This is a genomic window from Dorea sp. 210702-DFI.3.125 (assembly GCF_020560945.1).
GTDB lineage: Bacteria > Bacillota > Clostridia > Lachnospirales > Lachnospiraceae > Dorea > Dorea formicigenerans.
In genome coordinates, this window is the sequence record NZ_JAJCNF010000019.1 from 48,995 (window position 1) to 62,776 (window position 13,782).

The 13,782-nt window shown below is 42.3% G+C and carries 11 protein-coding genes and 2 pseudogenes; 3 read left to right on the forward strand and 10 right to left on the reverse strand.

What is annotated here, in order from left to right; genetic code table 11:
- Positions 1-69: 69 nt before the first annotated feature.
- From LI164_RS16340 to LI164_RS10115, 3 genes and pseudogenes are all read right to left on the reverse strand, one after another.
- Positions 70-135: pseudogene (locus LI164_RS16340) on the reverse strand (LPS biosynthesis protein); the annotation flags it as partial.
- A gap of 80 nt (positions 136-215) precedes the next feature.
- Positions 216-1,619, reverse strand: a complete 1,404-nt coding sequence (locus LI164_RS10110; protein ID WP_005334730.1) for a sodium:alanine symporter family protein — start codon at positions 1,617-1,619, stop codon at positions 216-218.
- 253 nt (positions 1,620-1,872) lie between these two features.
- Positions 1,873-2,769, reverse strand: a complete 897-nt coding sequence (locus LI164_RS10115; protein WP_005334731.1) for a helix-turn-helix domain-containing protein — start codon at positions 2,767-2,769, stop codon at positions 1,873-1,875.
- 271 nt (positions 2,770-3,040) lie between these two features.
- On the opposite strand from LI164_RS10115, the gene LI164_RS10120 reads away from it, so the two are divergent.
- Together LI164_RS10120 and LI164_RS10125 are read left to right on the forward strand one after the other, a co-directional pair.
- Positions 3,041-4,237 (forward strand): ATP-binding protein, encoded by a 1,197-nt coding sequence (locus LI164_RS10120; protein WP_005334733.1) that lies wholly within the window; start codon positions 3,041-3,043, stop codon positions 4,235-4,237.
- Between the two features lie 453 nt (positions 4,238-4,690).
- Complete coding sequence (locus LI164_RS10125) at positions 4,691-4,921, forward strand: DUF6061 family protein (protein ID WP_009203541.1); 231 nt, start codon at positions 4,691-4,693, stop codon at positions 4,919-4,921.
- Positions 4,922-5,078: 157 nt separating this feature from the next.
- Here LI164_RS10125 and LI164_RS10130 read toward each other — a convergent pair whose 3' ends face one another.
- Genes LI164_RS10130 through LI164_RS10150 form a run of 5 tightly spaced genes read right to left on the reverse strand, consistent with a single transcriptional unit; the run spans position 5,079 to position 11,350 of the window.
- Positions 5,079-6,788: an ABC transporter ATP-binding protein gene (locus LI164_RS10130; protein ID WP_227087078.1), complete on the reverse strand. Its 1,710-nt coding sequence runs from the start codon at positions 6,786-6,788 to the stop codon at positions 5,079-5,081.
- Positions 6,781-8,544, reverse strand: coding sequence for an ABC transporter ATP-binding protein (locus tag LI164_RS10135; RefSeq protein WP_015524537.1), 1,764 nt, complete (start codon positions 8,542-8,544; stop codon positions 6,781-6,783). Before LI164_RS10135 ends, LI164_RS10130 begins: the two co-directional genes overlap by 8 nt.
- 3 nt (positions 8,545-8,547) lie before the next feature.
- A complete protein-coding gene (locus LI164_RS10140) occupies positions 8,548-10,020 on the reverse strand; it encodes an ABC transporter ATP-binding protein (protein WP_118507809.1) in 1,473 nt (490 codons plus the stop codon).
- Positions 10,017-10,742, reverse strand: coding sequence for an energy-coupling factor transporter transmembrane component T (locus tag LI164_RS10145; protein WP_015524536.1), 726 nt, complete (start codon positions 10,740-10,742; stop codon positions 10,017-10,019). Before LI164_RS10145 ends, LI164_RS10140 begins: the two co-directional genes overlap by 4 nt.
- The gene (locus LI164_RS10150) at positions 10,739-11,350 is read right to left on the reverse strand and encodes an MptD family putative ECF transporter S component (protein WP_118507810.1); all 612 of its coding nucleotides are present in this window, start codon (positions 11,348-11,350) and stop codon (positions 10,739-10,741) included. The genes LI164_RS10145 and LI164_RS10150 overlap by 4 nt, the downstream gene beginning before the upstream one ends.
- A gap of 186 nt (positions 11,351-11,536) precedes the next feature.
- Here LI164_RS10150 and LI164_RS10155 point away from each other — a divergent pair, with 186 nt between their 5' ends.
- The gene (locus LI164_RS10155; protein ID WP_117659137.1) at positions 11,537-12,505 is read left to right on the forward strand and encodes an AraC family transcriptional regulator; all 969 of its coding nucleotides are present in this window, start codon (positions 11,537-11,539) and stop codon (positions 12,503-12,505) included.
- A gap of 278 nt (positions 12,506-12,783) precedes the next feature.
- Here LI164_RS10155 and LI164_RS10160 read toward each other — a convergent pair whose 3' ends face one another.
- Together LI164_RS10160 and LI164_RS10165 are read right to left on the reverse strand one after the other, a co-directional pair.
- A complete protein-coding gene (locus LI164_RS10160; RefSeq protein WP_227087079.1) occupies positions 12,784-13,494 on the reverse strand; it encodes a DUF6040 family protein in 711 nt (236 codons plus the stop codon).
- Positions 13,472-13,782, reverse strand: a pseudogene (locus LI164_RS10165) (conjugal transfer protein); the annotation flags it as partial. The pseudogene LI164_RS10165 and the gene LI164_RS10160, both read right to left, overlap by 23 nt.

A 13,782-nucleotide genomic window follows, 5' to 3' on the forward strand; every position in this document is an offset into this window, starting at 1 on the left:
TATTCATATATTGAACAGGATTTTTCTATTACGCTGTTAAATATTCCGTTTTACTGGAAGTTGACTTGCCTATTTTCTTAAAATCTCATGTGGAGCTTCTATTTCATTTGCCAAGGTATGTTCTGTTAATTCTGACAAGTCCATGTTTTGCCAGCCATACCGGATAATGGATATAATCATAGATTTTTCATAATATCTTTTAGCTTTTGTTAAATTTAGCTCCAGAAATCTGTTTTTTGACTAAGACCGATGTCTGCGCTTTTAAAAACCGGGTTGATTTCTTGTTTTAACTGTACTTCATAATCTTGGATCGCTTTAACTGCAATTCCTGATAAAATCAGAATAACCGGAATGTTAATGAGCGCCATAACACCCATCAGTACATCGGAAAGATCCCACAAAAGAGACATCTCCATTCCTGCTCCCAGAAAGATTGCAAGTGCCGATACCAGTCTGAAGCCTTTCATAAAAGCTTTTCCCGGCTGTTTTTTGTGAATGTAGATTAAAAGATTGTCACAATAGAAACAGTTCCCAAGCAGAGTTGTAAATGCAAAAAATACCATTGCAACTGTAATAAAGACCGGCCCGAAAGAACCAAGTGATTCCTGAAGTGATGCCTGCACCCATGGTGCTCCCTGCAATTCTTTTGCCGGATCGATTCCAGATGACATACACATCATAGCTGTTGCTGTACAAAGCAGCAAGGTATCAATAAATACGGATAACATCTGTACCAGCCCCTGTTTTACCGGATGGCTGACATTTGCCGCAGCTGATGCATTCGGAGCCGAACCGATACCTGCCTCATTGGAATAGAGACCCCGGCGGATTCCCTGCATCATGGCCGAACCGGAAAATGCTCCGAAAATTGCTTTAAAATCAAATGCTTCTTCAAAAATGCGCACAAACATTGCAGGCACATTCTGAATATTGATAATTACTACCAAAAGTGAAATCCCAATATACGCAATCCCCATTACCGGTACAACCATTGATGTTACTTTTACGATACGTGATCCGCCGCCAAGCAGACACCAGCCTGTCAGCACTGCCAAAATTCCACCGATGATCCAGGGACTTATCTTTGCTTCATAAAAGGAAAATACTGAAAATGTAGACTGCAGATTATAAGATGCCAGCATATTAAATCCAAATGCGTAGGTTAAAATCATTGCAACGCAGAAAACAATTGCCAGTGGGCGACAATGAAGTGCCGCTTCAATATAGTAAGCCGGTCCTCCATAACAGCTTCCGTCTTCTCCTTTTTTCTTATAAATCTGTGCCAATGTACTCTCAATCAGAGCAGATGCACTTCCGATGATCGCAATCACCCACATCCAGAATACAGAACCAAATCCTCCTATACAAATCGCCGATGAAACTCCGACAATATTTCCCGTTCCCACACGGGATGCTGTTGAAACCATAAGTGCCTGAAAAGAGGAAATTGCCTTTTTATCCTCCGGCTTTTCCATTACGGATCCACAAGCTCTCTTAAATAATCTTACCTGCGGAAATCTTGTGCGGACTGTAAAATACACTCCCGCACCAATCAGTATAATGACCAGCAGCTTGCTGTACATAAAAGAACTGATTGTACTAATAATCGTTTGAAACATACCTTCTTCCCTTTCTATATTTTTGTCAATATATTAAAGGAAAGAAGGTGGATTTGCAAGCTTTTTCGTATTTTCCTCTGTTGATTGGTAACAGTTCAGCCTTATTATTTTATCAGAAAAGGTAAGAGATAAAACGGTTTCAACAATAGAAGAAACATTCCTTGATCACGGATAGTGGGAAGTGTATAGCCGAACAGCAGGGTGTTCGTTGTGAAGTGAAATTTGTTCGCCGATGCTTCTCCGTATATATCTATTACTTACAAAACTCAAATGCTACATAGTACACATAATCATTTTTTGAAAGAAAATCTGTTTGGCTATTTATAAAATTGTCTAAAGTTGGAACATTCATTTCGTCATTATCATAAACAAAAGCAATGAGTGGTTGCTGCTTATTATATTTAATGTCTACGACATTTTTTATTTCAGTTGCTGCTCTGCCATAGTATTCTTTATCTTCTACATTTTCTAAAACAGGAAATTCAGTTGACAACTTATTACCATCTCCAGAAATAATTAACTTAATTATATAATTATTGAAATCAGGTACCATTACAATTTCACCACTTTGGGGCGAACTAATATCTTCAAATCCCATTTCAACTTTGTCCTGATCAATCAATTTTCCTGATTCGTATCGATAAATATGTAATCTAAGTTTTTTATATTCATCCGTTGTGATAAACTTGTAGACAAATGCTCCATCCGGTCCGGCAAGCAGTTCTGCGGTCTGAATTTCTATGCTATCCTTTGCAACAGGAGAAATATAATTCTGTGGTTTTTTCAAACGGTATATGGCAAATCCAAGTACTGATAACGCAAAAATAGATATAACTAATAATATATATTTCATAACCTTTAGACATTTCTCTTTATTTATATTGTCTTTGATTACTTCAATAATATTTGTTTCTGACTTCTGAATCAAATTCTCTTGGGCTATATCTTCTCCCGCCAGAAACTCATTGAGGCTAATACCAAGAATTGAACAAAGTTCTTTATAAACAGATACATCCGGAAGGCAAACTCCTCGCTCCCATTTAGAAACAGACTTATCACTCATACCTAATTTTTCTGCCAGTTGCTTTTGGGTCATCCCCAATGACTTTCGCTTACTTGCAATATATTTTCCAATTTTAATAAGATCCATCCAGTTACCCCCTTTTTTATATTAATCGTACTCTATTTTAGAGGAAAAACATACCCCTCGAAGGTAGAATATGTTTTTTAAGCCAAATGTTAGCTGGAAATTGCTTTTTTTTATGGAATTTTGAATCCATAGTTTCCACTTTCAAAAAATAAAAAATTTTGTGCTTTTGAAAGCGACATCTTGCATATACTATTAGCAGACAGTATACTAAGTACAACGAAGCGGTTTCGAAAAATAAAAAAAACTTCAATTTTTGAAAGTGGGTGACTAAATGAAAACAATCACAAGAGCAAAATATCTCGATAGAATCATTGAACTGAATGGCACTCCTGACATCAAGATTATCACGGGTATTCGTCGATCTGGTAAGTCCAAATTGATGCAGGCGTATATTGCGTATCTGAAAAGTAACTTTGAAAACATCAATATTATCTTCATTGACTTCATGGATTTAATGTATGAAGAAATCAAGGAATACCATGCCTTACACGCCTATGTGGAAGAACATTATCAGGAAGGCAAAACGAACTACCTGTTTGTGGACGAGGTTCAGATGTGTCCCAAGTTTGAGCTGGCAATCAACAGCCTGTACTCTAAGGGAAAATACGACATCTATGTAACAGGCTCTAATGCTTTCCTGTTGAGTGCGGATCTGGCAACTCTGTTTACCGGACGCTATATTGAAATTCATGTGTTTCCTTTCAGCTTCCAGGAATATTGCCAATTTTATGATGATATTAGTGACAAAGATAAGCTCTTTGATGAGTACGCTATCAAGGGCGGTTTAGCCGGTTCCTATGCTTATAAAACTGAAAAAGACAGAACAAACTATATAAAAGAAGTCTACGAAACCATTGTTACACGGGACTTAGTACAGAAATATGCTCTGCCGGACACTTTGGTTTTGCAGCGTCTGAGCGAGTTCTTGATGGACAATATCAGCAATCTGACTTCTCCTAACAAGGTCAGTCAGCTGCTGACAGCAAATGAGACTCCAACCAATCATGTAACCGTCGGCAAGTACATTAAGTATTTGTGCAATGCTTTTGTATTTTATGATATTAAGAGATACGACATCCGAGGTAAGAAATACCTTGAAAGCTCTGAAAAGTTCTATTTGTGTGACAGCGGTATTCGATATGCAATACTGGGAAGCAGAAATATGGATTATGGCAGAGTATATGAAAACATCGTTTGCATCGAGCTTCTTCGCCGTGGATATGATGTTTATGTCGGCAAGCTCTATCAAAAGGAAATCGACTTTGTTGCTCAGAGAGGCGGCGAGAAGATTTATATTCAGGTCAGCGACAACATTTCCGGGCAGGAAACATTTGAGAGAGAATACTCTCCTCTGCTTCAGATTCGAGATGCTTATCCGAAAATGATTATTGCCAGAACCAAACATCCCCAATATAGTTATGAAGGAATCGAAATTCACGATATAGCTGATTGGTTACTACAAGAATAAGCAGGGCGAAATATCTTTTACGAGTCTTCTTGCGAGTTTTTTAATACCACTCGTAAGAAACTCGTAACATTAGATTTTTCAGTAAAGAAAAAGAGCATATGGAATTGAATCCATACACTCTATGATTACTGGAACTTTATTTCATTTTTAATTCAACAAACTTGAATTGAGATTTCATATATTCAAAGGGATTTAATAACTGTTATATTTTATTATCAAATATCTCTCAAGCCCTTGAAAACACTAAGTTTGTCGCAGGTGAGCTTTCCCTTATTGTTTCCCTTGTATTATATTGTCCCATGAGTGTTTACGAACTCTGATAAGGGAAAAAACAAGGGAAAGAAAATCTTATAAAACAGTATAACACAAAATAAAAGTGACATGGTGAACTGATTGAAATGCTTCTGATTTTTGCAACAAATGATTGATTGAACGATAAGGAGATTTGATACGATGAGAACGATATTTGCAGAATACAATCCACAACGCAACAGCATTGATGTTTATACTTCTGCTGGCTATATGCTCCGCATTGACTGCTGGGAAGCGGAGAAGAATTTAACAACTACTCCCGGATCTGACTGTGCATTAAACGCACTTGCCATTGATGAACCACTTGAGTATGCAAGATTGTATCTTGATGGAACGATGCAAATGTGGATAGATGCGGAAGATTCCTTTTAGGTATACGCAAGAAACGGCGGCTCTGATTTCTCAAAACCGCCGTTAGGATAATAACTTAAAATAGGCGCGCAAAATCACCTGCCCCAGCCAGCGTTTTTTCTTTCCCCATAGTCGGGGCAGGTTCATGCGCTATGCAATTATTCTTCTTTAGCTTCTATCAAGCCGATATTTTTTGCTCTGCGTTCCACATAGCAGCATATTTTCCGCCTTTCGCAAGCAATTCCTCGTGGGTTCCAGATTCAGCAATCCTGCCATCACCCATTACAAGAATTTGATCAGCGTTTTTGACAATGGAAAGGGTATGAGCAATCATTACCACTGTCTTTTTCTCTTTTAATAGATTAGCGATGGCCTGCTTTACGGCAAGCTCATTTTCAATGTCAAGAGATGCTGTTGCTTCATCCAAGAGCAGGATGGGGCTATTTTTCAGTATAGCGCGGGCTATTGAAATTCGCTGACGCTCACCGCCAGAGAGAAGATTTCCGTTCTCACCAGTCGGCGTATCATATCCCTTTTCCATCTTACGGATGAAGCTGTCACAGTTAGCCTCCCGGCAAGCATCCTCGATTTCCGTGTCCGTAGCATTAGGGCGGGCGTGTCGGATATTATCCCGGATGGTATCGTCAAAAAGAAATACGTCCTGGTCTACCATAGAAACTTGTTCCAGTACACGCTCTGCGGCAACATGGTTAATGGGTTTACCTCCAATAGAAATCGTCCCGCCCGTTGCTTCATAATATTTTGCAATCAGATTCAAAATAGTAGATTTGCCAGAGCCAGAGTCTCCGACAATGGCCGTGAGCTTTTGATCTGGCACCGTAAAGGTGGCGTGTTTTAGTACAGGTTCACCGGGAACATACTCAAAATCTACATTGTCAAATGTGATTTCATGGGTAGCTGTGTGAAGCGGCTCCATGCTGCCAGTTTCCTCCGGCTCATTCATTACACTCAAGATTTTGTTTTTCGAGATCATCAGGTTCTTATAACTGGTGAGGTCTACAAAAATCGAGTTAGCCAGCTTTGCACAGAACAGGGGCAGCATACAAATCAAAAGGTAGTCCACCGTGTTCAGTGTCCCTGCGACCCAGGGTGCATAGGCCAGCAAGATAACCAGCGGGCAGGACAGCCAACTCAAAATACCAAAGACCGCACCAATAGGAAGCACTTTTGATTCGTACACAAAGCTGATCCGACAGAACTCCCGCATAGCGTTGATAACGGTTTTATTCTTCAAACCACCTACGCCATAGGCCCGGAAAGTTTGAATACCAGACACATACTCCACAATGCTGCTGACATTCTCTGCACAAATATCATTCTTTTCTTTACCATACTTCCGAACCATACGGAAGGAAAGCCACAGTCCAGGGATCAAAAGCAAGTCGGCAATCAGCAGGATAATTCCGGCAGGCACATAAATGGTCATCACAAAAATAATCAGCATGAGCGAAAGTGCAAAACTCTTTGCCATATCACCGATCTTATGGGTCAGGATTTTTTCATAGTTGTTTACATCGCTTGTGATGGTATTGATATAATCGCCGGTCTGTCCCTGGGTAAACCGGGAAAGCGGGATACGCTTCAAATGGTCGCCCATAAAGAGGCGGGTATTCTTGCTGACCTCTGCACCGCCGATCTGCGCTTTGGTATAGCCATAGCTGTAAATCAGGATACGAAGAAGAAAAACCACCGCGATCACACAGGTCAGAACCAGGACACGGTTCATGTCAAATTGTCCCGACCACAAAAACTGCATGACAGAGTAAAGCAGCATAAACAGGCTGCCGGAGAGAAGCCCTTCCAGAACAGTCCCGCCAACGCCAATATAAAAATTACGGTTCTTTTTCAATACATCATGCTCACTCATGCTGCTCGCCTCCCTCCAACTGATAAGTAATATTCCGGGCTGTTTCGTAGTCCTCCCACGCCTTCCGATAGTAAGCATTGTTCTTTCGGACTTCCTCATGGGTTCCGACACAGGTAATTGTGTGATTTTCAACCACTGCTACACGCTCGCACATCTTCAACGCGCTCAAACGATGGGCTACCACAATGACAGTCTTTCCCTTACAGAGATTTTGAATGGCTTTGTCAATCTCCATCTGATTTTCCGGGTCAGAGGCGCTTGTGGCCTCGTCTAAGATCAAAATGGGGGCATTCTTCAGGATAGCGCGGGCAATGGCAATCCGCTGTTTTTCACCGCCGGAGAAGCGAGAGCCAAAGCTGCCCACCTTCGTGTCATATCCATCCGGCAAAGACATGATGAAATCATCAATCTGCGCCTCTTTTGCGGCGGTCCGTACTTTTTCCAGAGTGGCGTTACTGCCCATGCGGATATTTTCTAAAACGCTGTCACGGGTCAGGAAGGTCTTTTGGAACACAATGGCGACATTTTTTAGGATAGTATCATAATTGAGTTCCTTTACATTTTTCCCGCCAATCAGCACTTCGCCCTCCTGCACATCATAGAACCGGGAGATCAGCTCAATCACGGTACTTTTACCGGCACCAGACTGTCCCACAAGGGCCATGCGTTCACCATCTTTAATTTTGAGATTAACGCCTTGCAGTACATCGGTCTTGCCATCATAGGAAAACCGAACATTCCGAAGTTCAATATCGTGATTTTGGGGAAAGTCCGCTCCACCCTCATAAATTGGAATATCCAGTATCTCTTTGGTCTTAGTAACAGCGTTCAGCACATTGGCAAAATTAGTCCCCAGTTCCTGTAGGGGGCGTATTTCCGTCAGATACATGGAACCTACATAGACGAACAGCAAAAATGCGCTGGCAGCCAGTGAGCCTTTCAGGAAAAACATTCCGCCGATTGGAACCATTATCAACATCCCACATTCGATGATAACAACAAAGGCCGCATAAGGTGGCCCCATGCGCCGGGAAGTTTCATTCCACATGGCATTTTCTTCCTGGATAGCGTCTGAAAACTTTTGAAACGATTTGCTCCCCATGTTATAGGCTTTAATCAATTTCATGCCGCTGATGTACTCAATCATAACCGAGTTCAGTGTGGTAATGGAGTGATTGGCCCGTTCCATCAGGTCATCCGTATTGCGGAACATCATCCCCATTACAACAACAGCAAGGATCAGCGGAACCAGGGAAATCAATGCCAGAGGAATATTGACGGTCATCAGATAAATAAAGATGACTACCGGCCCCACCAGATAGCACACAAGGTCAGGAAGGTTATGGGCCAGAAACAGCTCCAACTTTTCAATATCTTCATTCAGAACCGTTTTTATGTCCCCGGTGCGCCGTTCATTCAAGGCCCCTAAAGGCGCTCTGGCCATGTGTTCTGCAACCATGCAGCGCACTTTGAAAAGAGCGCCATAGGCCCCTTTGTGGGCTGCTACGCCGGAACAGCCAAACAGGGCAAACCGCAAAGTTACCGCCACTGCAATCATTACCACGGTATGTACAACAAGTTCCTGCGTGCAGGTATGATTGAAGGTGGCGTCCATCAGCCGGTAAATTCCAATGTAAGGGACGATAATGCAAAGACCGCTGACCGCCGATAGAAAAATTGCCAGGAACAGCCAGATTTTTTGCTCACCGGCCCAGTGGAGCAGCAAAGCTACTCTGTTTTCTTTTTTCTGTTTCATAGATCACCTCTCCTTTCCATCTGAAACAGAGAACAGCTCTCTCAATTTCGGGAGGGCATCCATTGTAACTGGTACATCATCGGGCATTTCGCCCTCGTCAAAATGCAGGACACGGGAGCAGGTACGGCAGACAAATTCAAAATCGTGGGTGACAATGAAAATAACCTTTCCCATATTGGACAACCGGCGGATCATTCCCGCCACCTGCGTCATACTGTCAAAATCAAGGCCGCTGGTCGGTTCATCGAATACCAGCAGATCTTTCCCACAAATCATGCTAACAGCTACAGCTACTCGTTGCTTTTGACCGCCAGAAAGCGTATTTGGATGGCGCTCCCGATATTGGGTAAGGCCTAATTTCTCCAAAGTTGCATTTACCAGTGTTTGATCTGGATTGCGTATACCAAAGGAGCACTCTGCCTCCACGCTGTCAGCGAAAAGTTCATAATTCACATCCTGCATAACCATGTAAGAGCGTTTCAGCCTTTCCTTACGCTCAATCGGCTCGCTTTCCCACAAAAATTGTCCATCGCAGTCTTTGTGAAGCCCACAGAGAGCGCGGGAAAATGTAGTCTTTCCAGCTCCGTTGTGGCCGACAACACCAATCACTTCGCCCTTTCCGGCGGATAGCTCAATGTCATGCAAAATTGTTTGCTTCTTGTAACGGAGCGTCACATTCCGCAGCTCCAATACAGGGGTAGGCGCAGGCAAGTGGGCTTTTTGCGGGAATACCGCCTGTAGATCAACAGCTCGCAGCCCCATGTGTTCACGATCAGGTTCAGATAGCTGCCAAAATTCTTCCGGGGTGTATATTCCTTTGATTTCTCCTTTTTCCAGATAAACAATTCGGTCAGCCAACTCCATCAGGTAGTACAGACGATGTTCCGCTATCAAAACTGTTTTGCCCTGTTTTTTTATCAGCCGCAAATGTTCCTTTAGTTCCTGGATCGAAGTCATATCCAGATTAGAGGATGGTTCATCCAATAGATAAATCTGTGGGTTCATGGCATAAACAGAAGCAAAGGCGATTTTCTGCTTTTCTCCGCCGGACAACTCAAAAATATTTCTGTTTCGCAGCTTTTGAATATGCAAATCTTCAGTTGTCTGCTCTACTCGCTCAGCTAATTTCTCAGGAGGGCGAGCTTCATTTTCAATTCCAAAGGCAATCTCACTGTCTGTATCAACATTAAAAAACTGCGTCCGTGGATTTTGGAAAACGGAGCCAACCTTAGCGGCAATCTGATACATGGGGATATTGCTGATTTCCTGACCATCTACCAGCACACGGCCATGAAGCTCCCCCTGATAAAACTGAGGGATCAGTCCATTCACCAGCCTTGTAATCGTTGTTTTTCCGCACCCGCTGCGGCCACAGAACAGGACGAATTCTCCGTCCGAAATTTTCAAATTGATGTCGCGCAGCCCACCATGTTCCTGCCCCGTATAGGAAAACGATACATTTTCAAACTCAATCAACCGATCACACCTCCTCGCACACATAATTCAAAAATCAGATAAGCTACGGCAACGGCCATGACGCCCCAATCGGAAATTCCGCATTTTATCTGGACAAGACAGGTGCGTGGATTGGGATTTTCAATTCCACGAGTGACAGAAGCAACAGAAAGATCATCCGCCGCTTTTGAAGCTGCCATCAATAAAGGCACATAAATACACTCAACCGTCATGCCCGGATGTGTTAAAAAGCCCGCCAGAGATGGTGAAACATCTCTCATCCGCATAGCGTCTGTGATATAGCGCCAGTCCTCTTGAATAGTTGGAATGTACCGCAGCATAACTGCCATAGGAATTACTAACTTTTTGGGTGCGCGGACACGGTTCATAGCAGACAGGAACTCATTGACTTTTGTAGTAGTCAGAACAATCCCAGCCAAGGTTCCGCACGCATAGACCTTATGAAACAAGCCTAAAAAGGCAATAAACATTGTCCGCAGCGTGCCTGTCATTTCTGCCATGATCCAAACTGTCAGGGCACAGATGACCGCATAAAAGCATACAGCCTTAATGACATATTTCCACTTTCCAAAGAAAGCCCCCAATATCGCAATCAGCATAACAAGGATAAATTGATATGCAAGTGAGGGCGCAAACATGGACGATAAAACACACATAAGAATAAGAAAGAGCTTGGCCCGTGGGTCGAGCCAAAGCTCTTTCTTATGGCGTTTACCGCTCATGCTGTAATACCTGCTTTTTCAAACTGCTTTTTCAGCATTTTGCAGCCTACAAAAGCGCTGATTGCAGATGTAATGATAACAGCAACAAACATGGCAATCAGGATGCCGGTATTTGCAGTTGCCTGCATGGTGTCGATGTAACTCTGTTCAGTTCCGTTCCCCAGCATGGTCTGTGCCCAGCCGTTGGGGTCAACAAAGAACACGATATATGAACCAGTGCCACCGAGAGAGAACAGGATATAAGACAGGCTGTTGAGTTTTTTGCTTTTGTACTGCCCTGCACCAGCAACAAAGTCCGCGACAATCGCCATGATCATGTAGCCCAATGCAAAAGCCCAGTGCATACCAGTCACGAACCAAATAATACCCATGATAACGCCCATTATAGAAAGGCTCCAACGCTTATGTACTTTTGCAATCAGCAAAAGATAAATGGGGCCAGCAAGCAGCCCACCTCCTGCTGGCATGAAAAAAGTAAGTACAGGATTCGTTGCAAAAAAGACACCGCCCACCAATACAAAAACAAATAACAGTGCAGTAAAAATACCTGTTGTTACAAGGTCTTTCACTGTCAGACCTTTGTTCATAGAATTTACTTGATTACTCATTTTGACCTCCTACCTTTCATTGTCTTGACTCGACAAGTGGTTTGTGATATTCTTCGGTTAGATACCTCTAATCTTCGTCTAATACAATACGCATTTATCGAACAACATTCAATAGGTTCCGGCAATGTTCGTCTGTTCCTTTCAAAAGTTCGTCTAATCGTTGCAAAAAGGAGGCGGTCTGTTTTCATGTCTGAAATTATTGACCAGTTTTATACACCGCTACTAATTGAACACGGTTTTATCCGTGACCCAGACAACCAGCAATATGGGGCATTAGGTGACTGCTGGAAACTTTCTCCCGAAGTTGGAGAAGGCACCTACTGGACTTATGGACAGAAAGACTTATATGATATTAAAATCCATAACTTTTCCTTCCACGAAGATTTCATGTTGGAATGCTCCATGCCGGAATGTCTGAGTATCACTCGGTATGACTCTATTTCCGGGGAGGAATTATCTCCATACCGTAGACTGTCTGCCGGTTGTATCAAAACATTTATTGGAGGCTACACTCCATACAAGGCTTTGATACATAAAAATATTCCAATCCGTTCGGTTGGGATTGAGATTGCACCGGCATATTATGAGGACTACCTGAAAAAACTGTACCCGGAGGCACAGATCAATCCTGTGGATGCATTTCGGAAGATCGACCAAACATCCGACTTTCCAGAAATGTCACGGTTACTCACAGAAATCAAAGACTATCGCGGGGAAGGGATTGCAGCAAAACTTTTTTATGAGGGTAAAGTTGCAGAAGCTGTTTCAATGGTGGTGGAATATCAGAAGAAACATCCTGATAAACCAGCCCATAAGCTCTCTCAACAGGATATTGAAAATCTCCAAATAGTTGCCGCTTATCTTAGCGATCACTATGCTTTTGATATTCCTCTGGAACGGCTAACACAGATTGCCTGCATGGGAACAACAAAGCTCAAAAGCTGTTTTAAGAAATACTACGACTGCACCATCACGGAATATGTTCAACAGCGGCGCATGAGCCAAGCAGAATATCTGCTGGCATATACAGAGCTGACAGTCGGGCAAGTTGCCCAAACAGTAGGCTATTCCACTTCAAGCCGATTTGCAGAATTATTCCGAAAAAGCACGGGATTGTTGCCATTAGAGTACAGAAAAAACGCACAGCGAAAGTAAAATGAGCGCCAGAGGGAACTCTGGCGCTTGTAAAATTTTTCACCCACATTCTAGTCGGGCTTAGCCATGTGTTGTGGAATATATACGGAATGCATCGTCAATATTCCACTGCTGCTTGCGGTTGTTACCAAGATAGTGAGAGCTCATCTGAACACAAAGTTTCCATTGCCCTTTTTCGTACCTAAACGAAGTAAGATTTCATGTGCATGCTCATCACTGAATTTTTAGAATAATCTGTCCTAGCACGAAAATAAATATGAATAGTTTCTAATAGTTTTTTAATAATATCCTCTGGCTTCTTGCCATCCTTTTACATACCACCCAATTCCAACATATACCAGTTGCACCAATAATAAGAGAAATAGCATATTGATCGGCAAGACTGTCTTTATCCAATCTCCAAAGTAGATTGCTATTTCCAGGCTTATAAGTGTTACCAGTATGGTAATCATATCCCAACAGTATTTCTTATATAGCCCTGCAATCTTTATCCCTATAAACGCTACAAGTATTCCCGCACCCACCAGACATCCACCGCAAATCAATATTCTTATCAGCCAGTATATAATTCTGTCAATGACAGGATTGGATATTCCATTACTAATCTGTGCCACATTCTTTCCTATCAGTGCAATCCAGCCAGCAATAGTCTGTGTGAAAGTTTCGATTGTATCAAAGAATACCACGCAATCAGAAATAAATATTTTTGACCGTATCATCTGGAAAAGAGTAGTTGATACGGAATACCATATCAGCAGAAACATCAATGCTTCATACATGACTGTTTTTGTTTTATATCTGCCTGCCAGTTTTTCCCTCTGCGTATCATACTTTTCTTTGGCTTTCAGATAAGCTGTCTGATTACAATTCTGACACTTTTGATAGAGTACCGGCTTTTCAACCGGTATCTCTACTTTTTTCTGATGAGAGAGTGCATAGTCCCGTTCCTGTTCTGCCTGCCTTAGCTTATCTTGACATTCCTCTGTCATGATTTCGGCAGCGTGCGTTTTCTCTTTCTCGCTCTGCAACAATTCTTTTGTTTTCCTCAAGTCGTTCTTTAAGGCTTGAATGTTCCCTGCTCTGTTCTCGCTGTTTAACCTCTCGTTCAAGGTCAGCGATTCGTCGAGCTGCACTTTCAGTTTCCTGATAGTCCGGTCTTTCTGGTCGAGTTCTTCCTGCATCTGCTCCGTCAGCATTAGCAGTTCTTCCAGTTGATCGTCGTTCTTTGAGTTTCTTAATTCGTTCATCAATCAACCTTCCTTTCTCTAATTGCTGTT